General features: G+C 66.6%; 29 protein-coding genes and 1 tRNA gene. 22 read left to right on the plus strand and 8 right to left on the minus strand.

The features are described 5' to 3' along the window. Positions 1–3: 3 nt before the first annotated feature. The 10 genes from NP511_RS00105 to NP511_RS00150 all read left to right on the plus strand — a co-directional run bounded on the left by NP511_RS00105 (position 4) and on the right by NP511_RS00150 (position 5261). Entirely contained in the window at positions 4–753 is a 750-nt protein-coding gene (locus tag NP511_RS00105; protein ID WP_006182146.1) for a DNA-directed RNA polymerase subunit D, read from the plus strand. A 129-nt stretch (positions 754–882) separates the two neighbouring features. After that, positions 883–967: transfer RNA gene (locus NP511_RS00110), tRNA-Leu, on the plus strand. Between the two features lie 128 nt (positions 968–1095). After that, the gene (locus NP511_RS00115) at positions 1096–1449 is read left to right on the plus strand and encodes a 50S ribosomal protein L18e (protein ID WP_006182147.1); all 354 of its coding nucleotides are present in this window, start codon (positions 1096–1098) and stop codon (positions 1447–1449) included. Beyond that, positions 1446–1895, plus strand: coding sequence for a 50S ribosomal protein L13 (locus tag NP511_RS00120; RefSeq protein WP_006650700.1), 450 nt, complete (start codon positions 1446–1448; stop codon positions 1893–1895). The genes NP511_RS00115 and NP511_RS00120 overlap by 4 nt, the downstream gene beginning before the upstream one ends. Continuing rightward, the gene (locus NP511_RS00125) at positions 1889–2287 is read left to right on the plus strand and encodes a 30S ribosomal protein S9 (RefSeq protein ID WP_006650701.1); all 399 of its coding nucleotides are present in this window, start codon (positions 1889–1891) and stop codon (positions 2285–2287) included. Before NP511_RS00120 ends, NP511_RS00125 begins: the two co-directional genes overlap by 7 nt. Positions 2288–2299: 12 nt before the next feature. Beyond that, on the plus strand, positions 2300–2494 hold the full coding sequence (locus NP511_RS00130; RefSeq protein ID WP_006182150.1) for a DNA-directed RNA polymerase subunit N: 195 nt from the start codon (positions 2300–2302) through the stop codon (positions 2492–2494). 3 nt (positions 2495–2497) lie between these two features. Continuing rightward, positions 2498–2680 (plus strand): DNA-directed RNA polymerase subunit K, encoded by a 183-nt coding sequence (locus tag NP511_RS00135; RefSeq protein WP_006182151.1) that lies wholly within the window; start codon positions 2498–2500, stop codon positions 2678–2680. Continuing rightward, positions 2677–3882 (plus strand): phosphopyruvate hydratase, encoded by a 1206-nt coding sequence (gene eno / locus NP511_RS00140; protein WP_049966665.1) that lies wholly within the window; start codon positions 2677–2679, stop codon positions 3880–3882. Before NP511_RS00135 ends, eno begins: the two co-directional genes overlap by 4 nt. Continuing rightward, positions 3879–4682 (plus strand): 30S ribosomal protein S2, encoded by an 804-nt coding sequence (gene rpsB, locus NP511_RS00145; RefSeq protein WP_049966666.1) that lies wholly within the window; start codon positions 3879–3881, stop codon positions 4680–4682. Before eno ends, rpsB begins: the two co-directional genes overlap by 4 nt. Before the next feature lie 162 nt (positions 4683–4844). Beyond that, on the plus strand, positions 4845–5261 hold the full coding sequence (locus NP511_RS00150; protein ID WP_049966667.1) for a hypothetical protein: 417 nt from the start codon (positions 4845–4847) through the stop codon (positions 5259–5261). Here NP511_RS00150 and NP511_RS00155 read toward each other — a convergent pair. Genes NP511_RS00155 through NP511_RS00170 form a run of 4 tightly spaced genes read right to left on the minus strand, consistent with a single transcriptional unit; the run spans position 5258 to position 8837 of the window. Next, entirely contained in the window at positions 5258–6202 is a 945-nt protein-coding gene (locus tag NP511_RS00155; RefSeq protein ID WP_049966923.1) for a thiamine-phosphate synthase family protein, read from the minus strand. The two genes, NP511_RS00150 and NP511_RS00155, sit on opposite strands and share 4 nt — an antisense overlap. Positions 6203–6260: 58 nt before the next feature. Then, the gene (phnE, locus tag NP511_RS00160) at positions 6261–7217 is read right to left on the minus strand and encodes a phosphonate ABC transporter, permease protein PhnE (protein ID WP_049966668.1); all 957 of its coding nucleotides are present in this window, start codon (positions 7215–7217) and stop codon (positions 6261–6263) included. Next, positions 7210–7911: a phosphonate ABC transporter ATP-binding protein gene (locus NP511_RS00165; protein ID WP_049966669.1), complete on the minus strand. Its 702-nt coding sequence runs from the start codon at positions 7909–7911 to the stop codon at positions 7210–7212. Before NP511_RS00165 ends, phnE begins: the two co-directional genes overlap by 8 nt. 11 nt (positions 7912–7922) lie before the next feature. Beyond that, complete coding sequence (locus tag NP511_RS00170; RefSeq protein WP_049966924.1) at positions 7923–8837, minus strand: phosphate/phosphite/phosphonate ABC transporter substrate-binding protein; 915 nt, start codon at positions 8835–8837, stop codon at positions 7923–7925. A 134-nt stretch (positions 8838–8971) separates the two neighbouring features. Here NP511_RS00170 and mvk point away from each other — a divergent pair, with 134 nt between their 5' ends. Further along, the gene (gene mvk / locus NP511_RS00175; RefSeq protein ID WP_006650706.1) at positions 8972–9958 is read left to right on the plus strand and encodes a mevalonate kinase; all 987 of its coding nucleotides are present in this window, start codon (positions 8972–8974) and stop codon (positions 9956–9958) included. Next, on the plus strand, positions 9955–10689 hold the full coding sequence (locus tag NP511_RS00180; RefSeq protein ID WP_049966670.1) for an isopentenyl phosphate kinase: 735 nt from the start codon (positions 9955–9957) through the stop codon (positions 10687–10689). Before mvk ends, NP511_RS00180 begins: the two co-directional genes overlap by 4 nt. A 127-nt stretch (positions 10690–10816) precedes the next feature. Here NP511_RS00180 and NP511_RS00185 read toward each other — a convergent pair whose 3' ends face one another. Next, a complete protein-coding gene (locus tag NP511_RS00185; RefSeq protein ID WP_049966671.1) occupies positions 10817–12361 on the minus strand; it encodes a TrkH family potassium uptake protein in 1545 nt (514 codons plus the stop codon). A gap of 200 nt (positions 12362–12561) precedes the next feature. Here NP511_RS00185 and NP511_RS00190 point away from each other — a divergent pair, with 200 nt between their 5' ends. The 4 genes from NP511_RS00190 to NP511_RS00205 all read left to right on the plus strand — a co-directional run bounded on the left by NP511_RS00190 (position 12562) and on the right by NP511_RS00205 (position 15490). Then, on the plus strand, positions 12562–12807 hold the full coding sequence (locus NP511_RS00190; protein WP_049966672.1) for a hypothetical protein: 246 nt from the start codon (positions 12562–12564) through the stop codon (positions 12805–12807). Between the two features lie 118 nt (positions 12808–12925). Continuing rightward, the gene (locus NP511_RS00195) at positions 12926–13612 is read left to right on the plus strand and encodes a potassium channel family protein (RefSeq protein ID WP_049966673.1); all 687 of its coding nucleotides are present in this window, start codon (positions 12926–12928) and stop codon (positions 13610–13612) included. Between the two features lie 127 nt (positions 13613–13739). Further along, positions 13740–15290 carry a TrkH family potassium uptake protein gene (locus tag NP511_RS00200; RefSeq protein WP_006650711.1) on the plus strand — a complete coding sequence of 517 codons (1551 nt, stop codon included), beginning with the start codon at positions 13740–13742 and terminating at the stop codon, positions 15288–15290. Beyond that, positions 15287–15490 (plus strand): hypothetical protein, encoded by a 204-nt coding sequence (locus tag NP511_RS00205; RefSeq protein WP_049966674.1) that lies wholly within the window; start codon positions 15287–15289, stop codon positions 15488–15490. Before NP511_RS00200 ends, NP511_RS00205 begins: the two co-directional genes overlap by 4 nt. 127 nt (positions 15491–15617) lie before the next feature. On the opposite strand, the gene trkA is transcribed toward NP511_RS00205, so the two are convergent. Then, positions 15618–16949 (minus strand): Trk system potassium transporter TrkA, encoded by a 1332-nt coding sequence (gene trkA, locus NP511_RS00210; RefSeq protein WP_049966675.1) that lies wholly within the window; start codon positions 16947–16949, stop codon positions 15618–15620. A 357-nt stretch (positions 16950–17306) separates the two neighbouring features. Here trkA and NP511_RS00215 point away from each other — a divergent pair, with 357 nt between their 5' ends. The 4 genes from NP511_RS00215 (at position 17307) to NP511_RS00230 (ending at position 21971) form a co-directional block, all read left to right on the plus strand. Then, positions 17307–18653 carry a ribonuclease J gene (locus NP511_RS00215; protein ID WP_006650714.1) on the plus strand — a complete coding sequence of 449 codons (1347 nt, stop codon included), beginning with the start codon at positions 17307–17309 and terminating at the stop codon, positions 18651–18653. Between the two features lies 1 nt (position 18654). Continuing rightward, complete coding sequence (gene idsA3 / locus NP511_RS00220; RefSeq protein WP_006182169.1) at positions 18655–19707, plus strand: geranylfarnesyl diphosphate synthase; 1053 nt, start codon at positions 18655–18657, stop codon at positions 19705–19707. 105 nt (positions 19708–19812) lie between these two features. Next, positions 19813–20229: a hypothetical protein gene (locus tag NP511_RS00225; RefSeq protein WP_049966676.1), complete on the plus strand. Its 417-nt coding sequence runs from the start codon at positions 19813–19815 to the stop codon at positions 20227–20229. Further along, positions 20229–21971, plus strand: a complete 1743-nt coding sequence (locus NP511_RS00230) for a glutamate--tRNA ligase (protein ID WP_049966677.1) — start codon at positions 20229–20231, stop codon at positions 21969–21971. The genes NP511_RS00225 and NP511_RS00230 overlap by 1 nt, the downstream gene beginning before the upstream one ends. Positions 21972–22026: 55 nt before the next feature. Here NP511_RS00230 and NP511_RS00235 read toward each other — a convergent pair whose 3' ends face one another. Beyond that, entirely contained in the window at positions 22027–22191 is a 165-nt protein-coding gene (locus NP511_RS00235; RefSeq protein WP_162834902.1) for a DUF8014 family protein, read from the minus strand. Between the two features lie 44 nt (positions 22192–22235). Continuing rightward, a complete protein-coding gene (locus tag NP511_RS00240) occupies positions 22236–22721 on the minus strand; it encodes a DUF456 domain-containing protein (RefSeq protein WP_049966678.1) in 486 nt (161 codons plus the stop codon). Positions 22722–22798: 77 nt separating this feature from the next. On the opposite strand from NP511_RS00240, the gene NP511_RS00245 reads away from it, so the two are divergent. Both NP511_RS00245 and NP511_RS00250 read left to right on the plus strand, forming a co-directional pair. Then, positions 22799–23539, plus strand: a complete 741-nt coding sequence (locus NP511_RS00245; RefSeq protein WP_006650719.1) for an SDR family NAD(P)-dependent oxidoreductase — start codon at positions 22799–22801, stop codon at positions 23537–23539. Positions 23540–23618: 79 nt separating this feature from the next. Further along, complete coding sequence (locus NP511_RS00250; RefSeq protein ID WP_049966679.1) at positions 23619–23891, plus strand: HalOD1 output domain-containing protein; 273 nt, start codon at positions 23619–23621, stop codon at positions 23889–23891. The last annotated feature ends 12 nt before the right edge of the window (positions 23892–23903 follow it).

Here is a 23903-nt window from a genome sequence, read left to right on the forward strand (position 1 = left end):
ATCATGACTGCTGAGTACGACGTCGAGTTCGTCGAACGCGAGGATCGTGAAGCGCGATTCCTCGTTCGCGGCGTGACACCCGGGTTCGCAAACGGCATCCGCCGAGCGATGATCGCCGACGTGCCGACGATGGCGATCGATACCGTCCGGTTCGTCGAGAACTCGTCGGTCATGTTCGACGAGCAACTCGCCCTGCGAATGGGGCTCGTCCCGCTGACGACGCCGCCGGTCGGCGAGTTCGCCGAGGACGACACCGTCACGCTCTCGATCGACGTCGAAGGGCCGGACACCGCCTACTCCGGCGACCTCGTCTCCGAGGACGACCTCGTCCAACCCGCCGACGAGAACGTCCCGATCATCGATCTCAAGGACGGCCAGCGCCTCGAGGCCGAGGCCGACGCCGTCATCGACCGCGGGAAAGACCACGCCAAACACCAGGGCGGGGTCGCGGTCGGCTACCGACACCTCCAGCGCGTGGAGGTCGAGGGTGACCTACCGGAGTTCGAGGACGAAGAGCGCCGGATCATTCGCGGCGTCATCGAGGACGACGGCGAACTCGTGCCGACAAGCGAGTTCGATCACGATCTCTCGAACCGATACCCGGGCAAGGAAGTCCGCGTCGAGGACGTGCCCGAAGCGTTCGTCTTCCACGTGGAGACGGACGGCTCCTTCAGCATCGAAGAGCTCGTGACTCGAGCAGCGGACACGCTCGAGGCACGCGCGACCGAACTCGAAGACGCAGTACAGCTATAGATATGAACCGACGCCCCCGACCCGAACTGGTCGAGCCGCTCGCCGGTGCCGTCAGCCACGAGGCCGGCGATCGCTCGCCTACTGGAATCGAAAGGGGTTTGAAGGGGCGGCGGATACACGGAAGTGCGAGCAGGGATAGCCAAGTCAGGCCAACGGCGCAGCGTTCAGGGCGCTGTCTCGTAGGAGTCCGCAGGTTCAAATCCTGCTCCCTGCATCCACTTCTTCACCGCCGACCGACACCGATCAGCGACGATCGGCGCGTTGTCGGCCGGCAGCGAACCGATTCCACCATCGGCGAGACGCTTCCTCGCCTCGCCGAGACGACCGTATTTGGAGGATACAATGAGTAGCAAAACCAATCCGAGGCTCAACGATCTCATCGCCGAGCTGAAGTCGACGTCCCGAGAGCGGGACGCCGACGTCTGGCGAGACGTCGCGGATCGACTCGAAAAGCCCCGGCGCACCCACGCTGAGGTAAACCTGGGCCGCATCGAGCGATACGCACGCGAAGAAGAGACTGTCGTCGTTCCCGGCAAGGTGCTGGGATCGGGCGCACTACAAAAGAACGTCACCGTCGCTGCAGTCGATTTCTCCTCGTCCGCCGAGACGAAGATCGACCAGGTCGGTGAATCCGTACCGCTCGAGCAAGCGCTCGAAGCAAACCCCGAAGGCTCCGACGTCCGGGTGATTCGATGAGTCTCGCAGAGTTCGACGCCGATACCGTCGTCGATGCCCGTGACTGCATCCTCGGTCGCGTCGCCAGCGAGGTCGCCCAGCGCGCGCTGGACGGCGAGAGCGTCGCGATCATCAACGCCGAGGACGCCGTCATCACCGGCGACAAGGAAGACATCTTCGAGACGTACCGTACGCGACTCCAGATGGGCTCGGACAGCGGGCCCTACTACCCCCGCCGGCCGGACACGATCTTCAAGCGGTCCGTTCGCGGGATGTTGCCGTACAAGAAGCCCCGTGGTCGCGAAGCACTCGACAGCGTCCGTGTCTACGTCGGCAACCCCTACGAACACGACGACGACCACGAGTCGACGGTTCTCGAGGGTACGTCGCTGGACCGTCTGTCGAACATCCGCTTCGTCCACCTGCACGAAGTGTCCGAACAGTTAGGTGCTAACGTCACATGGTAACCAACACGAGTGGCAAGAAAAAGACGGCCGTCGCCCGCGCCACGGTGCGCGAAGGCGAGGGTCGCGTTCGAATCAATTCCCAGCCGGTCGAGCTGGTCGAACCGGAGACGTCCCGGCTCAAGATGCTCGAGCCGTTCCGCATCGTCGGCGAGGACCTCCGCGGCGAGATGGACATCGACGTCGACGTCGAGGGCGGCGGCATCAGCGGACAGGCAGACGCCGTCCGCACCGCCATCGCACGCGGGATCGTCCAGCACACCAACGACGCCGAACTCCGCGACGCGTTCATGGAGTTCGACCGCTCGCTGCTGGTCAACGACGTTCGCCAGTCCGAACCGAAAAAGTGGGGCGGCCCGGGCGCTCGGGCGCGCTACCAGAAGTCCTACCGCTGAGGTGATCCAATCATGATGGTACCGGTCCGGTGTTTCACCTGTGGTAACGTCGTCGGCGAACACTGGGAGGAGTTCGACGAGCGGGCCAACGAGGGCGACGAGGACCCCGAAAAGGTCCTCGACGAACTCGGTGTCGACCGCTACTGCTGTCGGCGCATGCTCGTCAGTCACGAGGATCTCGTCGACGTCGTCTCCCCGTACCAGTAACCCATGCAACAACAACACAACCGCTACGAGAAGGCACGCATTCTCGGCGCGCGAGCGCTGCAGGTCTCCTACGGAGCGCCGGTGTTGATCGAGACGGAGCAGACCCAACCGATCCTCATCGCCGCCGAGGAGTACGACGCCGGCGTGTTGCCCTTTACCGTCAAGCGGGGGTACGACCGGAAATGACGCTGATCACCGACGTTCGGCTGCGTCGCATCCTCGACTCGCGGGGCAACCCGACGGTCGAGGCCGACGTTCTGACCGAAAGCGGCGGCTTCGGCCGCGCCGCGGCACCCAGCGGTGCCAGTACCGGCGAGTACGAGGCCGTCGAACGGCCGCCCGGCGAAGCGATCGCCGCGGCACGGGAACACGCCGTTCCCCGACTGGTCGGCGAGGTCTACGCGGGCAACCAGCGCGACGTCGACGCCGCGCTCCATGCCGCCGACGGGACCGACGACTTCTCGGAGATCGGTGCCAACAGCGCGGTCGCGATCTCGATGGCCGCAGCCAAGGCCGGTGCCGACGTCCTCGGTGCCCCGCTGTTCCAACATCTAGGTGGGACGTTCCGCGGCGACAACTTCCCGATCCCGCTCGGGAACGTCGTCGGCGGCGGCGAACACGCTGCCGACGCGACAGACATCCAGGAGTTCCTCGCCGCGCCCGTCGGCGCGCCGAGCGTCGCCGACGCCGTCTTCGCCAACGCGGCCGTTCACGCCGCCGTCGCCGATCTGCTCGAGGAACGCGACGTTCCCTGCGGGAAAGGCGACGAGGGCGCGTGGGCACCGTCGATCGACGACGGCGAGGCGTTCGAGATCGTCGCCGAGGCGGTCTCCCGGGTCCAGGACGAGGTCGGCTTCAACGTCGGCTTCGGGCTCGACGTCGCCGGCGCGGAGCTGTACGACGCCGATTCGGGCACCTACGAGTACAGCGACCGGAGCCGCGACACCGAGGAACAGATCGAGTACATCGCTGATCTGGTCGAGGAGTACGACCTCGTCTACGTCGAGGATCCGCTCGATGAGGACGACTACGACGCCTTCGCCGATCTCACCGACGAGGTCGGTGACCAGACGCTGATCTGTGGCGACGACCTGTTCGTCACCAACACCGATCGGCTCGTCGAGGGCATCGATCGCGGCGCGGCAAACAGCATCCTGATCAAGCCGAACCAGATCGGGACGCTGTCCGACGCCGTCGACGCGATCGAACTCGCGAGACGGAACGGCTACGACTCGGTCGTCTCCCACCGGTCGGGCGAGACCGAAGACGCGACGATCGCACACCTCGCCGTCGCGACCGACGCTCCCTACATCAAGACGGGCGCGGTCGGCGGCGAGCGAACTGCCAAGCTCAACGAGCTCATTCGAATCGCAGACGACGCGACATGACAGAAAACGACGCAACCCAAGAAGGGCTCGACGCCGCCGAGGAGGACATCGACGAGGAGCCAGCCGAAGGGGCTGGCCCCGCCGCCGAGGAGGACGTCGAGCCAGTAGACGAACAGCCCGCCGACGCCGAGGGAACGCCCGCGGCCGACGCCGACAACGCCGACGACGCCGAGGAAGACGCCGGACCGACCCTCGACGACGACGTCATGTCCGACGAGGAGGCGGACCTGCTGATCCCCGTCGAGGACTACCTCGGCGCGGGGGTCCACATCGGGACCCAGCAAAAGACCGAGGACATGGACCGGTTCATCCACCGCGTCCGGACCGACGGTCTCTACGTGCTGGACGTCTCGAAGACCGACGGCCGCATCCGTACGGCCGCGGACTTCCTCGCGAACTACGACCCCGAACAGATCCTGGTCACCTCGAGTCGCCAGTACGGTCGCTTCCCGGCGGAGAAGTTCGCCGAGGCCGTCGGCGCTCGCGCCCGTACCGGCCGCTTCATCCCGGGCACACTGACCAACCCCAAGTACGACGGCTACATCGAGCCGGACGTGCTGGTCGTCACCGACCCGATCGGCGACGCCCAGGCCGTCAAGGAGGCCATCACGGTCGGCATCCCGGTCATCGCGATGTGTGACTCGAACAACCAGGTCAGCAACGTCGACCTGGTCGTCCCGACGAACAACAAGGGTCGCAAGGCCCTCTCGGTCGTCTACTGGCTGCTCGCCAACGAGGTTCTCGATCGACGCGGTGCCGAGCCGTCCTACTCGCTCGAGGACTTCGAAAGCGGCGTCTGATTCGGTCGGTTTCGACACTGTTCGTTTTCCCACCGCTCGCCTCGATCAGCGGCCGCGCCGGCGTTGGTCGCGTACCGGCCGACGACTGGGGCAGCCGACGTATAAATAGTGGCGTGGAAACTCGCCACAAGGTTTAGTGGTCACGTCGCCGTGCCCGCGACCATGTCCGAGCCAGTGTCCGGCGAGGCGGCCGACGCCGTCGACCGATGGGATCGCATCTTCGAGATACTCGCCGCGGAGCCGCGACGGCAGATCGTCGACGCGCTGTTGGACGCCCCGGCCGGCGAGTCGGTCCCGTTACCGGAAGTCGCGACGAACCCGAGCATCGACACGGACCTCGAGCGGGTACGGCTTCGGTTGCGACATCACCACCTCCCGCTGCTGGAGCGGGAACGGATCGTCGAATGGGAACGGGAGCCGTTGCGTGCCTACCGCGGCTGTAATTTCGAGGACGCCGGACTCGTCCTACAGAGCCTGTACGCGAACGCGGGGGCGTTACCGGACCGGTTGGCCCTGGGCTGTCGAACGCTCGAACGCGAACGGCGGGGTGGGGATCGGGGGAGCGAACTCAGCGGCTAGGCGGAACCGTCGGCCGCCGACGTGGACCGGGCCGCGAGTAACTCCCCGACCAGTTCGGCAGCCTCGACGGCCGTTGCCCCGAAGACGTAGGTCACCGGTTCGATTCCGAACGCGCCCCGGTGGTAGGCGACGGCGGGGACGGCACCGCGGTCCGCGAACCGGTCGCCGAGATGCTCGCCGCGGTCCTCGTAGTCGGCATCGAACTCGAGGGGATCGATCCCCCGCGATCGGGCCGCAGCGAGCAGGCCGTCGTGGGTAGCGACGTTGATCGCCGCCCGGATATCGGGGTCGGTGTCGTTGGCGGCGAGGACGGCCGTCGCGACGTGTTTCGACGCGCCGAACTCGGGGTTCGCGGGGATCTCTATCCGGCCGCCCATGGCGTAGATCCGGCCGGGGATGGCGGCGACATCGGTCTCGTCGGTCGGGTCGGGAAGCGACATCCCGACGTTGGTCCCGACGTTCGGGACGGCATCAACCATCCCGGGGACCGAAGCGAGTGTCCGTGCCGCCGTCCGGACGTTCGCGAGGACATCCCGCTCGGCGCGGACATCGGGATCGAGGCCCCGGACACAGAGGTCACAGCCCAGTCCCCGTAACGCGGGCATCTCCTCCTCGTGGAGTTCACAGATCGGCCCGCGGTCCTCGAGGCTGCGGACGAGCGAGAGCAGTTCGGACAGGGCGTCGTAGCCGTCCATCTCACCGTCGGCGAGGCCGTCCGCGATCCGGTCGACGGTCGCAACCGTCTCGGGATCGTCGCGAAAGCGGCTGTCGCCGCCGCCCTCGCCGGCGACGTACGTGCTGACTGCGGCCTGCGTGACGCCGAGTTCGGCGGCGATCTCCCGCTGGGTGAGCCCGCGATCCGCGAGTCGGGCGGCCAGCATCGCCCGGACCGTCGGCAGGAACCGGTCGACGACGAGTTCGCTCGGCAAGACCAGCGACATACGAGCGACGAGCCGGCGGATCGACATAAGTCCGACTACCCGCACCGGGGCGACCGGCTCACCGTTCGGCCGCCCGCCGGTCCGCATCGAGGACGCTCCGGAGCGCGTTCGCGACGGTCTCGACGCCGACGATGAGGGCGAGAACGACCACGATCGCCGCCATCACTCGCGTATAGTTCCGGGCCCGGAACGCCATGATCAACGGGTAGCCGATCCCGCCTGCCCCGACGATCCCGAGCACCGAGCTCTTCCGCGCGTTGAGCTCGAGGTAAAACAGCGTCCAGGCCACGTACGCCGTCGTCACCTGCGGGAGCCGGGCAGCGGCCGTCGTCGCGACGATACCTGCGCCCGTCGAGCGAAGGGCGTCGACGGGACCGGGGTCGATCTCCTCCATCTCGTCGGCGAACAGCCGGCCGAGGTCGCCGACCGTCCCCATCGCGATCGCGAGGGTCCCCGCGACGGGACCCAGCCCCGCGAGGACGACGAACAGCAGCGCGTACACCATACTCGGCACCGCACGGAGGCCACCGAGGAGGAGTCGGGCCGGCCCGTAGACGACCCGCGGGGCGACGTTGCTCGCCGCGAGTACGCCCACACACAGCGCCGGCGGCAGGCCGATCGCTGTCCCGACGGCCGCGATCGCGAGCGTCTCGAGGGCTGCCGCGGCCAGCGAGGGGCCGTCGGCGCGCAGCTGCGCCGCGAGCCGGTCCGGAGCCAGCATCTCCTCGAGCAGGATCGAGACAAGGTTCTCCCGGTGGGCGTAGAGGTAGGCGAGGTCGAACCCGAGCCACTGCGCGATCGCGACGACGCCCGCGACGAGGGCGACGAGCAGCGCGGCGCGGCCCGCCGTTCGGCGACGCCACTGCCGCTGGACGCGATCGAACTCGGCGGCGACCGAATTCGATGACGGGGCGTTTCCAGCGCTTTCCTCGGTCGGTTCCGTTCGCGCCGTGCGTTCGGCTGCCGTAGCGGGTTCGACCGCGTCACCCCGATCGGCGGGTCCGCGGTCAGTCATCGTACACCGCCTCGATTCGGGCGTCGTCGACATCGGCGGCCGCGGCGTCGAGGACGAGGCGGCCGTCGGCGAGACCGAGATACCGATCGGCGACGCCGTCGGCCAGCCGGGGTTGGTGGAGGCTGACGACGCCGACGAGCTCCCGCCGGCGGACGACGGCCGCGAGGCGCTCGAGGACCGAGCGGCCCGTCGCGGGGTCGAGGGCGGCGACCGGTTCGTCGGCGAGCAACACCGCGGGCTCTTGCTGGAGCGCGCGGGCGATGCCGACGCGCTGGCGTTGGCCGCCCGAGAGATCCCCGACACGCCGGGCCGCGTAGCCGTCCAGTCCGACGGCGTGGAGCCGTTCGATCGCCGCCCGCTTCGCGGACGGGGCGTGCCAGCCGACCAGTTCCCGCCACGCGGGTTCCCGACCCAGCCCGCCGTCGAGGACGTTCTCGAGCGCGGACTTGCGATCGATCAGCGCCCCCGCCTGAAAGACGAGCGCGACGTCGGTCGGGACCGCCCGCTCGCCCCCGAGACGGACGGTGCCCGAGTCGGGTTCCGTGAGTCCGTCCAGACAGCGGAGCAGCGTCGTCTTGCCGGCTCCCGAGCGGCCGATCAGGACCGTCAGTTCGCCCGGGGCGAGGGCCACGTCGACGCCGTCGACCGCGACCTCGTCCCCGTAGCGTTTCTCGAGGGCGGTTACGGTGAGCATCGGTACGGGACCTAGTCGGATTCGTCTCCGTCTTCCTCCTCCAGATCCGCGATTTCGATGCCGAGTTCCTCGGCGACGTCCCGGACGGGATCGTAGGTGCCGGGTTCGACGGGCCCGTACCTGTCGACCCGGTGGTCCTCGAGGGCCTCGTCCGGCGTCTCGAGCAGTCGCTCGGTCATCTGCTCGCGGACCGTCTCGGGGGTATCGGGCTTCGCGACGATCGGGTCGAACGGGATCGGGTCGCTCTCGGCGAGTTTGACGATCGCGTCGTCGTCCGGATGCTGGAAGTCGCCGTAGGCGGCGGCGTCGACGTGGCCGTTCTCGAGGGCCTGAAGTGACGCGTCGTGACCGAACGACCACTCGATGTCGAAGTCCGCCGCTTCGGTGTCGACGTCGCCGGCATCGAGACCCGCCTCCGAGAGCATGTACCGCGGGAACAGGCCGCCGCTCGTGCTCAGCGGGTCGACCATCGCCACGGTCTTCCCCTCGAGATCGGCGAGGTGCTCGACGTCCGTTTCGGCCCGCGTGGCGACGTACGTGTGGTACGCGTCACTGCCGTGGGACCAGTTGATCGCCAGCGGGTGGATCCCCTCGTCGCGGGCCATGGCGTAGATGACCGGCGAGAGGTTCGCCAGCTCCGTGTGACCCTGCACGACGCTCTCGACGACCGCGCTGTAACTGGTCGTCGGCGTCCCCTCGACCGAATCGACTTCGTCGAACCCGTCCGCGATCCACTCGAACGTGCCGGCGTACTGGGCTTCGAGCTGCTCCGCGTCCTGAAACGGCGGGAGCGCGAACTCGATCGTCCCGTCCGCCCACGCGGCGACCGGGTGGTCGTCACTGTCGATACTCTCGCCGCCGAGACAGCCGCCGATGGCGGCGGTCGCGCCCCCGGCGATGGCTCCGAGATACGTCCGTCGGTTCACAGCCGCTGTCGTCATCACCGGGGTATAACACCTACGAATACGCCGCGGGCGGCGGGATCCGTCCTCGATGGAGCGGCGGGCGACGCTCGCCCGGTAGAGATAGCTATTAACGGCCGTCGGACGAACGGCCGGCCATGACACTCTCGAGCGCTCCCGGCAAGGTGTACCTCTTCGGGGAGCATGCGGTGGTGTACGGCGAGCCCGCCGTCCCGTGTGCGATCGAGCGGCGGGCCCGCGTCGAGGTCCGGCAACGGGACGACGGGCGACTCCGGGTCAACGCGGAGGACCTGAGCCTGAACGGGTTCACCGTCGAGTACGGGGCGACAGCCGACGCTCGTCCCGACGTGGACGTCCCCGAATCGCTGGTGACGGCGGCGACCCAGTACGTCGACGGCGCGATCGAACAGGTCCGCGAGGTCACCGGTGCGGAAGAGGCCGGCTTCGACGTGACCATCGAGAGCGACATCCCGCTCGGGGCGGGTCTGGGGTCCTCGGCGGCGGTCGTCGTCGCCGCCATCGACGCGGCCACTCGGGAACTCGGCGTCACCTTGGACCGCGACGAACTCGCCGAGCGAGCCTATCGAACGGAGTCACAGGTCCAGGATGGCCAGGCCTCCCGCGCCGACACGTTCTGCTCGGCAACCGGCGGCGCGGTCCGTGTCGAGGGAGACGACTGCCGCTCGCTCGAGGCACCGGAACTCCCGATCGTGATCGGGTTCGACGGCGGCGCGGGCGAGACCGGCCAGCTGGTCGCGGGCGTCCGGGACCTCCGCGAGGAGTACGACTTCGCGGCCCACACGGTCGAAGCCATCGGCGACGTGGTTCGCAACGGCGAGGACGCCCTCGCCGACGGCGACGTCGAGGAGATCGGCCGGCTGATGGACTTCAACCACGGCCTGCTCTCCGCGCTGGGGGTCTCCTCGCGTTCGCTGGACACGATGGTCTGGGCAGCCCGCGATGCGGGCGCTCACGGCGCGAAGTTGACCGGTGCCGGCGGCGGGGGCTGTATCGTCGCGCTCGATCCCACCGAGGAGACCGAGACCGCACTCTCGTTCACGCCGGGCTGTGAGGACGCCTTCCGCGCCGAACTGGCAGAAACCGGGGTGAAGCGGGTCGAATGATCGTCCTGAAACTCGGCGGCAGCGTCATCACCGCAAAGGACCGACCGGAGACCCTCGACGGCGACGCCCTGGCGCGGGCGGCGGACGCGATCGCCGCGCTCGAGGGCGATGAGGACCTCGTCGTCGTCCACGGCGGCGGCAGTTTCGGCCACCACAACGCCAGCGAACACGGCGTCACCACGACGGCGGGGACCCGCGACGCGACCGCGGCGCTCGATATTCACGGCGCCATGAAGACGCTCAATCAGTTCGTCATCGGACGGCTGCTCGAGCGCGACGTCGAGGCGGTGCCGGTCCATCCCTTCTCGGCGGGCCACCGCGACGGCGAGGGCGAACTCGATCTGCCGACCGGGCAGGTCGAGACGATGCTCGCCGAGGGATTCGTTCCCGTCCTCCACGGCGATATGATCGCCCACGCAGGCGAAGGCGCGACCGTCGTCAGCGGCGACGAACTGGTGGCGGCGTTGGCTCGAGCCCTCGAGGCCGATCGGGTCGGGCTCTGTTCGACGGTGCCCGGCGTACTGGACGGTGAGGATGCGGTCATCGACCGGATCGACGACTTCGACGCCGTCGCCGACGTCCTGGGAGCCAGCGAGGCGACCGACGTGACCGGCGGGATGGCCGGCAAGGTGCGGACGCTGCTCGGTCTCGAGGCCGAGGCGTCGATCTTCGGGCTCGAGGGCTTGGCGTCGTTCCTCGCGGGCGAGAACCCGGGGACGACGATCGACTGAGGTGGGTTGCTATTACTGGGTCCCGGCGCATCCGTGGTGCAGATCGTGGCCGTGTCGGGACTGACGGGAATCGGACGAACGCGAGAGCAGGGAGCGGGATCGACCGCACGGAGGCGAGCCGATCCGTTCAGCGGGTCCAGAACCCGCCGGTAAAGAGGATCAGTACCGGGATGATCTCGAGGCGGCCGATCCACATCAGGAAGATCATCAGGAGTTTCGATGGGACCGGGAAATCCAGGTAGCTGCCGAACGGTCCGAGGTGGCCGAAGCCGGGGCCGATGTTCCCGATCGTCGCGAGGCTCGCGCTGAAGGCCTCGAGCGGGGAGAAGTTCGCGATCGCGCTGGCCCGACTGACGTCCAGCGCGATCAGCAGGGTCGCGCCGGCGAAGATGATGAGGTACATGAAGGTAAAGCCGAGGACGCCCCGGATGGCGTCCTCGTCGACGACGTTGCCGCCGAGCCGGATCGGACGGACGACCTCGGGGTGGGACGCGGTAAACAGCTCCCGCCGAAGGACTTTGAAGATGATCAGCCATCGGACGACCTTGACGCCGCCACCCGTCGAGCCGGCACAGCCGCCCACGAGCATCGCGAACAGGAGGACGATCTTCCCCGTCGAACTCCAGTCGACGAAGTCGCTGGTCGCGTACCCCGTCGAGGTCAACAGCGAGGAGATCTGGAAGGCGCTCTGGCGCAGCGAGTTCTCGAACACGCCTTCGGTCACGCCGCCGAGTTCCGCCAAGGCAGGCGCGGTGCCAACGTAGAGCATCCCGGCCAAGAGGGCAGTGAGTCCGGCGATCGCGGTGATGTAGGCGCGGAACTCGGAGTTGCGGACGAAGCGGTGGCCCTCCCCGCTGAAGACGTGCCAGAACAGCGCGAAGTTGGTCCCGGCGATGATCATGAACGGCACGGCGGTCCACTGCACGGCCGCCGAGAAGGCCGCGACGCTGTCGGCCTCCGGCGAGAACCCGCCGGTCGGGAGCGTCGTGAACCCGTGGGCGATGGCGTTGTACAGCCCCATGTTAGGTGCCGCTCCCGCGAGGTGCAAGCCGTAGAGAATAGCGATATAGACGACGGTAAAGGCGAAGTAGACCAGCCAGAGGATACGGGCGGTCTCCGCGATCCGCGGCGTGAGTTTCTGTAGCTCGGGGCCCGGAGCCTCCGAATCGACGAGCTGGGCACCGCTGACGGCGATTTCAGGGAGGATCGCGACCATCAACACGATGATCCCCATCCCGCCGAGCCACTGGGTGAGCTGTCGCCACATCATGATCGCGTGGGAATGGCGCTCGAGGGAAATTTCGCCCAGGACGGTCGCTCCGGTCGTCGTGAACCCGGACATCGACTCGAAGAGGGCGTTGACGGGATGGGCAAGCGTCGACTCGGTCCCCCAGCCCGCGATCACGTACGGCACTGCCCCCACGACCGCGACCGCGAGCCACGAGATCGCGACGAACAGCATCGCCTCGCGGATATCGAGGTCCGGTTCGGGGCTGAGCCGCTCGAGACCCTCGCCGACTGCGACCGTCAGCGCGATCGTCGCGACGAACGGGACGACTGGATCGCGATAGATAAGCGCCACGACGAGCGGAAGGACCAGCGGCACGGAGAGATACTTGAGAACGGTTCCGACGAGCGCGACGCTGGCGCGCCAGTCAGTTCGGAGCCGCATGGAACACCCCGCTCGCGGAAGTACATCTAGACACGGTAGTTATCGCATTTCGATTCGGTCCCATTAATCCATCGTAAGACGGTTTCCACCCGTGACACCGTTGTGGCCGGCGAAAAAGCGCCTCGAAAATGGGCCTCGAAGGGGGAGTATCGATCGGTTTCGTGAATAGGATTATATACTGACAGCGCGTAGATAGTACTATGCACGTTCGATTACCAAGCGTTCGCCACCCACATACGTTCTACGACGTCTTTGGCGTCGTCGCCGCCGCGGTGGCGATCATGGCCCTCGTCCTTGCCGTCCGATACGGGGAGGTGATCCGACTCGAGATGGCCGTTTTCATCGCGGTCGTCTTCCTGTGGGCCGGTTGGGCGATCGAACGGATTCTGTCGGAAACCACGGAGCGATCGAGACGGCAGCGCCAACGGGACTGGCCGTGGAAATGATCCCGTCCCGGTAGCTCTCTCGACGGATTCGCACGGGATCGAGTTCCTCTCGTTCGGGGCGACCGAGACGGTCACCGAAGCGGTATATTTTCAACGGTCACGCAAGAACACCGATCTAATGTATATCGTCATCGTCGGTGCGGGCGATATCGGCCAACCCCTCATCGATATCGCGACGCGTTCGGGAAACGAAGTCGTCGTCATTGAGAACGATCCCGAACGAGCGGATCGGGCCGCCGGTACGTACGACTGTCTGATTCTCGAGGACGATGCAACCGATCACAATGCGCTTCAGGACGCCGGCATCGAGCGGGCGGACGCCCTGATCAGTACGACCGACCGGGACGCGACCAACATCATGGTCTGTCTGCTCGCCCAGGAACACGAGGTCCCCAACATCGTCTCGGTCGTTCACGATCCCGAACACATGAACGTGTTCCGCCAGATCGGCGTCAACACGATGGAGAATCCGCAGGAACTCATCGCCGAATACCTCTATCGGGCGGTCGCTCGCCCGGCGATCGTCGACTACATGCGGATCGGCGAGCAGGCGGAAGTGTTCGAGATAGAGGTGACGGAAAACGCGCCGATCGCCGGGAAGACCCTCATCGAGGCGGCTGACGGTGACCTCCTCTCCGAGGACGTCCTGGTCGTCGCGATCGAACGCGAGGGCGAGGATCCGCCGATCACGCCACGGGGGAATACGCGGATCGAGGCCGGGGACCTCCTGACGGTCTATTCGGCGTTCGGTGCGGAACCCGAACTCACGGACGTGTTCGGCCATCCCGAAGACCGAGTCCAATGACGGTCGATCGACGGTGGGTCCGGACCGACGCCGCTGGTACCGCACGGCCGTCTTCGGGAGCCCTGCCTCGAGCGGGGCGGCAAGCCCTCACCGTACCGGCGTCTCCGAAGCCGGTGGAGGGTGACGGATGAAGGGGGCGGCACGGACCATCGGACGGGACCTGGGCCGCATCTTTCAGGCGCTGGCCGGACTGCTGTTCGTTTCGATCCTCGTGCCGCTCATCTGGGGGGAGTACTACGCGATTCCGGCACTGGTCGTCGCGGGACTGGTCCCCTTCGCCGTCGGCTACATCTTGACCTCGCGGTTCCGGGACGCGGCCCGGCCCGGCAAGCTCCACGGGATGATCATCGCCGCGCTGGGCTGGTTCTGTGTCGCGATCTTCGGTTCGCTGCCGTTCCTCCTCATCGCGTGGACGGTCGAACTCGCGCCGCCGATCCTCGGCGAGCCATCCCAGACGTCGACGCTCGCGGCGTTTACGAACCCGATCAATGCCGTCTTCGAGAGCATGAGCGGCTTCACCGGGACCGGGCTGACGATGACCGACAACGAGGAGGTCCTGCCGCGGACGCTGCAGTGGTGGCGGTCGTTCATCGAGTGGATCGGCGGCGTGGGCGTGATCGTCCTCACGACGGCGATCCTCGCCCGGCCGGGGAGCGGCTCGCTGACCCTCTACGAGAGCGAAGCCCGCTCCGAGCGGATCCACCCGAGCATCGTCTCGACCGTGCAGACGATCTGGTGGATCTTCATCCTCTTTACGTTCGTCTCGATCCTGCTGCTGTGGGTCGTCGGAATGCCGCTCTGGGGGGCGATCAACCACGGCATGACGGGGCTGGCGACCGGCGGGTTCTCGATCACTGACAACTCGATCGCGACCTACGACAGCGTGGCCATCGACTTCGCGCTCCTCCCGATCATGCTGCTTGGCAGCATCGCGTTCCCCGTCCACTATCTCATCCTGCAGGGTGACCTGCGGAACCTCTATTCGGACCTGCAGACCCGCTGGGTGTTCATCTACATGGGGATCGGGACGGTTCTGCTGACCGTGCTGGTGTACGTCAGTGACACGTACGACTCCCTGTTTACCGCGTTCCGGTACGGCTCGTTCCAGTTCGTCTCGGCGGCGACCTGTGCCGGCTTCCAGACCGCGACCGACGCGACGAACGTCGCGCTGGGGCGCTGGTCGGCACAGGCCCAGCTCACCGTCGTGTTCGGGATGGTCGTCGGCGGCGCGGCGGGGTCGACGGTCGGCGGGATCAAGCTGATCCGAGCGCTCACCCTCCTGAAAGGGATCCGGTTCCGTATCGCGGACGTCTTCTACCCCGAGACGGCCGTCCGCCGACTGAAGATCAACGGCCGCCGGCTCAACGAGCAGGAAATACGCCAGGAGTTCGAGGAAGCGGCGATCATCGCCGCGCTCTGGTTCCTCTTCCTCGGGCTCGGCACCTTCGCGCTTCTCATCATGCTCCCGCAGGGCGAGTACACCCTCGAGAACGTTATCTTCGAAGTGGCAAGCGCACAGGGGAACGTCGGCCTCTCGGCGGGTATCACCGGGCCGGAGTCGCTCCCGACGCTCGGCAAGGTCATGTTCCTCTTTAACATGTGGATCGGCCGCCTCGAGATCATTCCCGTGCTGGTGACGCTGCGGGCGGTCTTCGACCGCGGGGGGCTCTACCGATGACCGTCTCTGATATCCCGATCGTCGGCGACCTCCTCGAGTCGGGCGCGGAGGACCGGGTCTTCGATTCGCTCCTGCTTGCGGGGCCGGTCCTGATACTCGTCATCGCCTTCCTCGGCCGCTCGACCGTTACGGTCGGCCTCGCAGCGGCGTACGTTCTCTTCTTCGTCGCATACGTCCTTTATCGCGGTATCCGTCGCTGACGGTTGGTGGTGGCCCGTCGCCTCGTCCTCGAGGCGACTGTCGAACCGGGATCGAGACGAGTGACAGTGCTTGGTCGACGAGAGCGGAGGCTGTGGCGACGGAAACTGCGGAGAACGAACAGCGGCGCTAGATCAGGTCGAGGACGTCGTCGAGGACCGTCGCATCGACGAAGACGATGACGTGGTCACCGGGCTCGATGACGGTCGACCCGCGGGGTGTGATGTGGTCGCCGGACCGCGAAATCGCGCCGATGACGACGCCGGGAGGGAGATCGTCGGTCGCGTCGACGATTTCACGCCCGGCGAGAACGCTCTCCGGGCCGATCTCGATCTCGATGACCTCGGCACGGTCGTGTTCGAGCATCGCGATCTTCTCGGTGTTGTCGGTCCGGGTAAACCGGATGATCTCTTCGGCGGTCTCCTCGCGGGGGTTGATCGCGACGTCGATCCCGACGGTCTCGAAGAGGTCGGCGTACTCGGGGTTCTCGATGATCGCGACGGTACGGTCGACGCCGAGCCGATCGGCAAGCAGGGAGACGAGCAGGTTCTTCTCGTCGCTGTCTAAGGCGGCGACGACGACGTCGGCCTCGCCGACGTGTTCGCGCGCGAGGAACTCGGAGTTGGTCGCGTCGCTTTCCATGACCATCGTGTTCGGCAGCGATTCGGCGATCTCGCGGGCCCGTTCGTGGTCCCGCTCGATCAGCCGCGGTCGGAACCCGTGGTCCTCGAACTCGCGGGCCGCCTGGTAACCGACCTCGCTGCCGCCGACGATGACGACCTCCTCGGCGTCGTCCGGTTTGGTCGCGACCTCGTCGGCGAACTCGTTGATCGAGTCGGGACTACCGATGACGACGACCCGGTCGCCCGCCCGAATGTGTGTGTCACCCCGGGTTACGATCATCTCGTCGTCGCGGAAGATCGCCGCGAACGTCAGCGAGTCGTAACAGTCGGCCTCGCTGACGGTCAGGTCCACGATCGGACTATCCGTCGGAATGTCGAACTCGGCCATCCGGACCAGTCCGCCGGCGAACGTGTCGACGTCGTGTGCGCTGGGCAGGCCGGAGATACGGAAGATCGCCCGCGCGGTCAACAGGTCCGTACAGACCATGAAATCGACGCCGAAGGCACCCTGCGATCCCTGCCACGTTTCCAGCAGCGTCCGGCGGCGCACTCGAGCGACCGTGAAGACGTCCGTCGCGGCCTTGGCCGCGCCACAGACGACCGCGTTGGTCTCGTCGTTGTCGGTACAGGCGATGACCAGTTCCGCCCGCTCGAGGTCCGCCTCACGAAGGATCTCGAGGTCGGTCCCGTCGCCCCGAATCGTCAGCACGTCCAGCGAGTAGGTGAGTTCCTCGACGACGTTCGCGTCGCGGTCGATGACGACCACGTCGTGGCCGTCCTCGAGGTTCGCGGCGATCGAGCGCCCGACCTCGCCGGCACCGACGATGATTACGTACACGACGATCCCTCCGAAAGCATGTATTGCCCACCGGTTTCGGCCGAATAGAGAAATGGATTACGGTGTCTCGAAACCCGTGACAGCCCCCCGCGTTCCGCCCGGACCGCCCCCACGAGACGGTCGCTCCGGACGGCCAACCCACTGCGTTTTTAATGCCCGGGCGTGTAGGGGGGAGCAACGAAACCCGCGGGCAAGTGCGCTCGGTGGCTCACGATGTCGTGAGCCGGACGGGGACGATCGTCCCCGCGAGCGCATAGCGGGATGGCCGACGCGCTGCAAGACGCCGGGGCCGTACGACTAGGCGTCCGCGGACAGTTTCGATGAGAGTCCATCACGCGGCTTTCAGTGCTACGAACCATGGAAATCGAAATCGCAACCATTGGCGGCTACGAAGAAGTCGGACGGCAGATGACTGCCGTCCGCGCCGGCGACGACGTCGTCATCTTCGACATGGGTCTGAACCTCTCGCAGGTCCTGATCCACGACAACGTCGAAACCGAACGGATGCACAGTCTCGACCTGATCGATATGGGCGCTATCCCGGACGACCGGGTCATGAGCGACCTCGAGGGCGACGTCAAGGCCATCGTGCCGACCCACGGGCACCTCGACCACATCGGTGCCATCTCGAAGCTGGCACACCGATACGACGCGCCGATCGTCGCGTCGCCGTTTACGATCGAGTTGGTCAAACAACAGATCGAGGGCGAACAGAAGTTCGGCGTCGAGAACGACCTCGTCAAGATGGAGGCCGGCGAGACGATGTCGATCGGCGACCGCAACGAACTCGAGTTCGTCAACGTCACCCACTCGATCATCGACGCGATTAACCCGGTCCTTCACACGCCCGAGGGGGCGATCGTCTACGGGCTTGACAAGCGCATGGACCACACGCCCGTCATCGGCGACCCGATCGACATGGAGCGGTTCCGCGAGATCGGTCGCGAGGGCAACGGCGTGCTGTGTTACATCGAGGACTGTACCAACGCCAGCAAGAAGGGACGGACCCCCTCCGAGAAGGTCGCCCGCGAACACCTCCGGGACGTCCTCTACAGTGTGGAAGATTACGACGGCGGCATCGTCGCGACGACGTTCTCGAGCCACATCGCCCGCGTCAAATCGCTGGTCGAGTTCGCCGACGACATCGGCCGGCAGCCGGTCCTGCTCGGGCGGTCGATGGAGAAGTATTCGGGCACTGCCGAACGGCTCGACTTCATCGACTTCCCCTCGGATCTGGGAATGTTCGGCCACCGCAAATCCGTCGACCGGACGTTCAAGCGCATCATGAACGAAGGCAAGGAGAACTACTTGCCCATCGTCACCGGCCACCAGGGCGAGCCCCGCGCGATGCTCACCCGAATGGCCCGCGGCGAGACGCCCTACGAACTGGACGACGGCGACAAAGTCGTCTTCTCGGCACGGGTCATCCCGGAGCCGACCAACGAGGGCCAGCGCTACCAGGCCGAGAAGTTGCTCGGCATGCAGGGCGCACGCGTCTACGACGACATCCACGTCTCTGGTCACCTCAACCAAGAGGGGCACTACGAGATGCTCGATGCGCTCCAACCGCAACACGTCATCCCCGCCCACCAGGACATGAGCGGCTTCTCCAGCTACGTCAATCTCTGTGAGAGCGAGGGCTACAAGATGGGCCGAGATCTTCACGTGACACGCAACGGGAACCTCATCCAGCTAGTCGACTGATATGACGAGCCCAGAGGCACGCGAAGAGGCGGTGCTCGAGGCGGTCCGGAAGCGCCGCGAGCAGGTCAACGACGCGATCCCCGAGGAGCTACCGATCAAGCGGCCCGAGCGGCTCTACGAGGCCTCCCGCTACTTGCTCGATGCGGGCGGCAAGCGACTCCGACCGACGGTGTTGCTGACGACCGCGGAGGCGCTGACCGACGTCGATCCGCTGTCGGCGGACTACCGCTCGTTCGACCCCGTCGACGGGAGCGGGCCGGTCGATATGATGGCCGCCGCGGTCAGCGTCGAGGTCATCCAGTCGTTTACCCTGATCCACGACGACATCATGGACGACGACGACCTCCGCCGTGGGGTGCCGGCCGTCCACAAGGAGTACGACCTCGAGACGGCGATCCTCGCCGGCGACACGCTCTACTCGAAGGCCTTCGAGATCATGCTCGAGACGGGCGCGGAGTCGGATCGGATCGTCGACGCGCTCGACGTGCTGGCGACGACCTGTACGGACATCTGTGAGGGCCAGTCGCTGGATGTCACCTTCGAGGAACGGGCCGACGTTTCCCCCGACGAGTACCTCGAGATGGTCGAGCAGAAGACGGCCGTGTTGTACGCCGCGTCGGCGTGTCTCCCCGCGATCTTGCTCGGGGCCGACGACGAGACCATCGAGGAACTCTACGGCTACGGGCTCGATATCGGCCGCGCGTTCCAGATCCGGGACGACGTCCTCGATCTGACCGTCCCGAGCGAACAACTGGGCAAACAGCGCGGGAGCGACCTCGTCGAGAACAAACAGACCCTGATCACCGTCCACGCCCGCGAGCAGGGCGTCGACGTCGAGAACCTCGTCGATACCGACGACGTCGAGGCGGTCACGGAGGCCGAGATCGACGACGCCGTCGCCGAACTCGAGGCGTCGGGCTCGATCGCCTACGCCGACGAAACCGCGACCGATCTCGTCGAACGGGGCAAGCGCCGACTCGAGGTACTGCCGGACAACGAGGCCCGCGACCTGCTCTGTGAGCTGGCGGATTACCTGATCGAACGCGGCTACTGACGCTCGATCGGGCACCCGCTGGCGGTCGGCACGGGCGACGCACCGCTCGAGACGGCGTTCGATTTCGCCCGGATTCTGTTGCGAATTCCCCACCGAGCGGTTGATATGACTGACGACTCCACGGACGGAGCCGGCGGGCTCTCCCGACGCGACCTACTCGGGACGGCAATGGCGGTCGGTGCGATCGCGACCGCCGACTGTCTCGACTCGGTCCTCGGGACCGCCGGCCCGAACGAAAACGAGATCGACCCCGTCGCGCCGAACGAGCCCCGTGAGGGGACGGCCGGCGAGTTCTACACGCTGGTCGAGCGAACCGACGTTCCGGTCGCATCGCTCCGAGAAGACGAGGGGGACCTCGAGACTGAGACGGGCTATCGTGCCGATCTTTCTGTACGACCACAGGACGGGGATGGGTGTGCCGGTAGTGACTTCCCCGACCCGTCACGGGTAGCCGCCGTTGTGTGCGTCGGTTGCGGCCCGAATCGCGAGGGTTTTGGCCCGGGCGGAAGTACCGCCCGGTAATGGACGACGACTTACGCGAACGCATCGAGCGCGAGGTCGAGAAGCACGCGCTGTTGAACGCCGTCAAACACGAGAGCGACGCCGACGTCGGTGCCATCATGGGGCCGCTGATGGGCGACAACCCCGACTTCCGCCAACACGGCGACGAGATTCCGGGCATCGCCGGCGGCGTCGTCGGCCGGGTCAACGACCTCGGCTACGACGAGAAACGCGAGCGCCTCGAAGAACTCGCTCCCGAGGAACTCGCCGAGATCGAGGCCGAGGAAGAAGAAGACGAACACGACCTCCCCGATCTCCCGAACGCGGACGACTACGACGAGATCCGGATGCGGTGTGCGCCCAACCCCAACGGCCCGTGGCACGTCGGCCACGCCCGGATGCCCGCCGTCATCGGCACCTATCGCGAGCGCTACGACGGCTGGTTCTGCGTGCGCTTCGACGACACCGACCCCGAGACCAAGCGGCCCGATCTCGAGGCCTACGACGCGATCCTCGAGGACCTCGAATATCTCGGCTTCGAGCCCGACGACGTTTACAAGGCCAGCGATCGCCTCGAGACCTACTACGACCACGCCCGCGAGCTGATCGACCTCGGCGGGGCCTACACCTGCTCGTGTTCGGGCGAGGAATTCTCCGAGTTGAAAAACAGCGGCGAGGCCTGTCCCCACCGCGAGAAAGACGTCGAGACGGTCCGCGAGGAGTTCGCGGCCATGATCGACGGGGAGTACGAAAGCGGTGAGATGGTTCTCCGCGTGAAAACGGACATCGAACACAAGAACCCGGCACTGCGGGACTGGGTCGCCTTCCGGATGATCGATACGCCACACCCCCGCGAGGAAGCCAGCGAGTACCGCTGCTGGCCGATGCTCGACTTCCAGTCGGGGATCGACGATCACCTGCTCGGGATCACCCACATCATCCGCGGGATCGACCTGCAGGACTCCGCGAAGCGCCAACAGTTCGTCTACGACTACTTCGACTGGGAGTATCCGGAAGTCGTCCACTGGGGCCACGTCCAGCTCGACGACTACGACGTCAAGATGAGTACCTCGACCATCTCGGAGCTGATCGAGCGAGGCGAACTCGACGGCTGGGACGACCCGCGAGCGCCGACGCTCAAGAGCCTGCGCCGGCGCGGTATTCGGGGCGAGGCCATCGTCGAGGCGATGGTGGGCCTCGGCACCTCGACCAGCGACGTCGATCTGGCGATGAGTTCGATCTACGCCGCCAACCGCGACCTGATCGACGAGGAGACGGACCGCCGCTTCTTCGTCCGCGACGGCAATCAGGTCCCCCTCGCCGGTGACCCGCCCGCCGAGGCGAACCCGCCGCTGCACCCCAACCACGAGGAACGGGGCGTCCGAGAGATCCCCGTCGGCGACTCGGTCATGCTCGAGAGCGAGGACCTCCCCGAGCCGGCCGCCGAGGACACGCGACTCTGGTTGAAGGGACTGGGCGGGTTCGAACTCGAGGACGGCGCGTTGCGGTACGCCACCGACGATCTCGACGTGGTCCGCGAGGAGGGCGTCGACGTCGTCCACTGGGTGCCGGCCGACGGCCGCGTCCCCCTCCGCATGCGGACGATCGACGGCGACGTCACGGGTCACGCCGAGCCCGGCGTCGCCGACCTCGAGCCCGACGAACTGGTGCAGTTCGAGCGGGTCGGGTTCGCGCGGATCGATCGGCACGAAAGTGACGAGGAGGACGACGCGGAGACCGTCGCGTACTACACACATCCCTGAGGCCGTTTCGAGACGGGACGGCTCTCTGAGTCGGGGATTCCCACGCTCCTGCCGATTACTCGAGCAGGTCGTCACCCCGATCCGGTAACGGATCGGCGACGACGCCATCCTGCCGACCCAGCACGCGGGCGTGGGCGGCACAGACGTGCCGGTTCTCGTCCCACGGAACGTGTAACTCGACCGCCGCTTGGCGCTGACAGTCGGATTCGGTACAGTCCATCATTCTCCGTGAACGATACCCACGACTTCAGTGTTTCCCGCGGATCACAGCAGGAAGACCGCGACGAGAAAGCCAAGCAAAATCGTGGCCGTCAACAGCACCTGGACCGCCGTCGACGCGAGGGTCCCGACCGTCGTGTAGACCGCCGACCGGGCGCTGCCCTCGAGTTCCTCGCCGCGGACGAACTCGAGGACGAAGACGGTCCCGAAGAGGCCGGCCAGTAGCCCGACCGGGCCGGTGACGAGCATGAGAGCGATCCCGACGCCGGCGGCGACGGCGGTCGTCAGCCACGACGCGCCACCGGCGCGGGCGGCGATCGACCCGCCGAAAAACTCGATGAGTGCCGTGATGACCGCGATGACGGCCAGGACGGCGAACGTGAGGACGCTGATCTCCGCGGTTCCGGACCCCCACCAGTAGACGCCGAGCCCGGCCAGCGAGAGGAGGCCGCTGGGCACCATCGGGACGGCCGCGCCGACGATCGCACCGGCGAGCAACGCGACGGCGACGACGAGGACCACGTCGACCATACTGACGGCGACGACGGACTGCGGCAAATGCCTACCGCCTTCAGTAGGGTTAGGTACGCGGCTCCGAACCTGTGGATATGACACAGCAACGCGGTGCGATCGTCGTCGGCGCGTCCTCGGGGATCGGCGAGGCGCTTTCCCGACGGCTGGCGGCCGACGGCTACGAGATCGGACTTGCGGCCCGGCGAACCGAACGGATGCGGCGGATCGGGAACGAACTACCGACCAAGTCCTACGTCGCGACGATGGACGTCACCGCAGTCGAGGACGCCAGACAGGGCTTTTTCGACCTCGCGGAGGCGATGCCGTCGGTCGATCTCGTCGTCCTCAGCGCCGGGGTCGCGACCGTCAATCGGGACCTCGAGTGGGAGCCCGAACGGCAGACGATCGACGTCAACGTCCGCGGGTTTACCGCGCTGGCGACGGCCGCGATGGAATACTTCGAGTCGACGCCGGACCACGCCAGCGAGTCGGACGGGCACCTCGTGGGGATCTCGTCCGTGGCGGCCCACATCGGTAACGACGACGCGCCGGCGTACAGCGCCTCCAAGGCCTACGTCTCGACGTATCTGGAAGGGCTTCGCTATCGGGAGGGCGATCGCGATACGGACGTGGCGATCACGACCATCGAGCCGGGGTTCGTCGACACCAAGCTGTCGCTGGGCGGCTTCTGGGAGTGTTCGCCCGAAACGGCGGCCGCACAGATCGCTCGAGCGATCGAGAAGAAGCGAACGCACGCCTACGTCACGCGGCGCTGGCGGGCCATCGCGTGGCTCGTTGATCTCCTTCCCGAGCGGCTGCGTCGACGGCTGTTTTGAGGGTGCGTGCCGGGGACGGCGTCTCGGAGAGCGGAATCATGCCGGACATCTATACTGGGGGTTCCCGTTGGCAGGGACGATGACGGATCAGACCGAGAGTGAGATCGTTCACCGGACGCTCGACCCCGACGGCGAGAACCCGACGGTACAGATCATCGAGGCGATCATGGACCTCGAGGGCGTCGATTCGACCGACCTCCCGACGATATACGACTGCGTGGACGGGATGCTCGCCGAACTCTTTTCGAACCCGCCGGCACCGGAGGCCCAGATGGAGGTCGAGTTCAGTTATCACCGGTATCGGATCACCGTCGAACAGAACGGGACGGCGAAGTTCGTGAAAACGGGGTGAGGGACGGCCCGC

Source organism: Natrinema thermotolerans (genome assembly GCF_031165565.1).
In the GTDB taxonomy this organism is placed as follows: Archaea; Halobacteriota; Halobacteria; order Halobacteriales; family Natrialbaceae; genus Natrinema; species Natrinema thermotolerans.

Coding starts and splice junctions, on each gene's coding strand:
- NP511_RS00105 (WP_006182146.1), top strand. CDS start 4: ATGACTGCTGAGTACGACGTCGAGTTCGTCGAACGCGAGGATCGTGAA.
- NP511_RS00115 (WP_006182147.1), top strand. CDS start 1,096: ATGAGTAGCAAAACCAATCCGAGGCTCAACGATCTCATCGCCGAGCTG.
- NP511_RS00120 (WP_006650700.1), top strand. CDS start 1,446: ATGAGTCTCGCAGAGTTCGACGCCGATACCGTCGTCGATGCCCGTGAC.
- NP511_RS00125 (WP_006650701.1), top strand. CDS start 1,889: ATGGTAACCAACACGAGTGGCAAGAAAAAGACGGCCGTCGCCCGCGCC.
- NP511_RS00130 (WP_006182150.1), top strand. CDS start 2,300: ATGATGGTACCGGTCCGGTGTTTCACCTGTGGTAACGTCGTCGGCGAA.
- NP511_RS00135 (WP_006182151.1), top strand. CDS start 2,498: ATGCAACAACAACACAACCGCTACGAGAAGGCACGCATTCTCGGCGCG.
- eno (WP_049966665.1), top strand. CDS start 2,677: ATGACGCTGATCACCGACGTTCGGCTGCGTCGCATCCTCGACTCGCGG.
- rpsB (WP_049966666.1), top strand. CDS start 3,879: ATGACAGAAAACGACGCAACCCAAGAAGGGCTCGACGCCGCCGAGGAG.
- NP511_RS00150 (WP_049966667.1), top strand. CDS start 4,845: ATGTCCGAGCCAGTGTCCGGCGAGGCGGCCGACGCCGTCGACCGATGG.
- NP511_RS00155 (WP_049966923.1), bottom strand. CDS start 6,202: ATGTCGCTGGTCTTGCCGAGCGAACTCGTCGTCGACCGGTTCCTGCCG.
- phnE (WP_049966668.1), bottom strand. CDS start 7,217: ATGACTGACCGCGGACCCGCCGATCGGGGTGACGCGGTCGAACCCGCT.
- NP511_RS00165 (WP_049966669.1), bottom strand. CDS start 7,911: ATGCTCACCGTAACCGCCCTCGAGAAACGCTACGGGGACGAGGTCGCG.
- mvk (WP_006650706.1), top strand. CDS start 8,972: ATGACACTCTCGAGCGCTCCCGGCAAGGTGTACCTCTTCGGGGAGCAT.
- NP511_RS00180 (WP_049966670.1), top strand. CDS start 9,955: ATGATCGTCCTGAAACTCGGCGGCAGCGTCATCACCGCAAAGGACCGA.
- NP511_RS00185 (WP_049966671.1), bottom strand. CDS start 12,361: ATGCGGCTCCGAACTGACTGGCGCGCCAGCGTCGCGCTCGTCGGAACC.
- NP511_RS00190 (WP_049966672.1), top strand. CDS start 12,562: ATGCACGTTCGATTACCAAGCGTTCGCCACCCACATACGTTCTACGAC.
- NP511_RS00195 (WP_049966673.1), top strand. CDS start 12,926: ATGTATATCGTCATCGTCGGTGCGGGCGATATCGGCCAACCCCTCATC.
- NP511_RS00200 (WP_006650711.1), top strand. CDS start 13,740: ATGAAGGGGGCGGCACGGACCATCGGACGGGACCTGGGCCGCATCTTT.
- NP511_RS00205 (WP_049966674.1), top strand. CDS start 15,287: ATGACCGTCTCTGATATCCCGATCGTCGGCGACCTCCTCGAGTCGGGC.
- NP511_RS00215 (WP_006650714.1), top strand. CDS start 17,307: ATGGAAATCGAAATCGCAACCATTGGCGGCTACGAAGAAGTCGGACGG.
- idsA3 (WP_006182169.1), top strand. CDS start 18,655: ATGACGAGCCCAGAGGCACGCGAAGAGGCGGTGCTCGAGGCGGTCCGG.
- NP511_RS00225 (WP_049966676.1), top strand. CDS start 19,813: ATGACTGACGACTCCACGGACGGAGCCGGCGGGCTCTCCCGACGCGAC.
- NP511_RS00230 (WP_049966677.1), top strand. CDS start 20,229: ATGGACGACGACTTACGCGAACGCATCGAGCGCGAGGTCGAGAAGCAC.
- NP511_RS00235 (WP_162834902.1), bottom strand. CDS start 22,191: ATGGACTGTACCGAATCCGACTGTCAGCGCCAAGCGGCGGTCGAGTTA.
- NP511_RS00240 (WP_049966678.1), bottom strand. CDS start 22,721: ATGGTCGACGTGGTCCTCGTCGTCGCCGTCGCGTTGCTCGCCGGTGCG.
- NP511_RS00245 (WP_006650719.1), top strand. CDS start 22,799: ATGACACAGCAACGCGGTGCGATCGTCGTCGGCGCGTCCTCGGGGATC.
- NP511_RS00250 (WP_049966679.1), top strand. CDS start 23,619: ATGACGGATCAGACCGAGAGTGAGATCGTTCACCGGACGCTCGACCCC.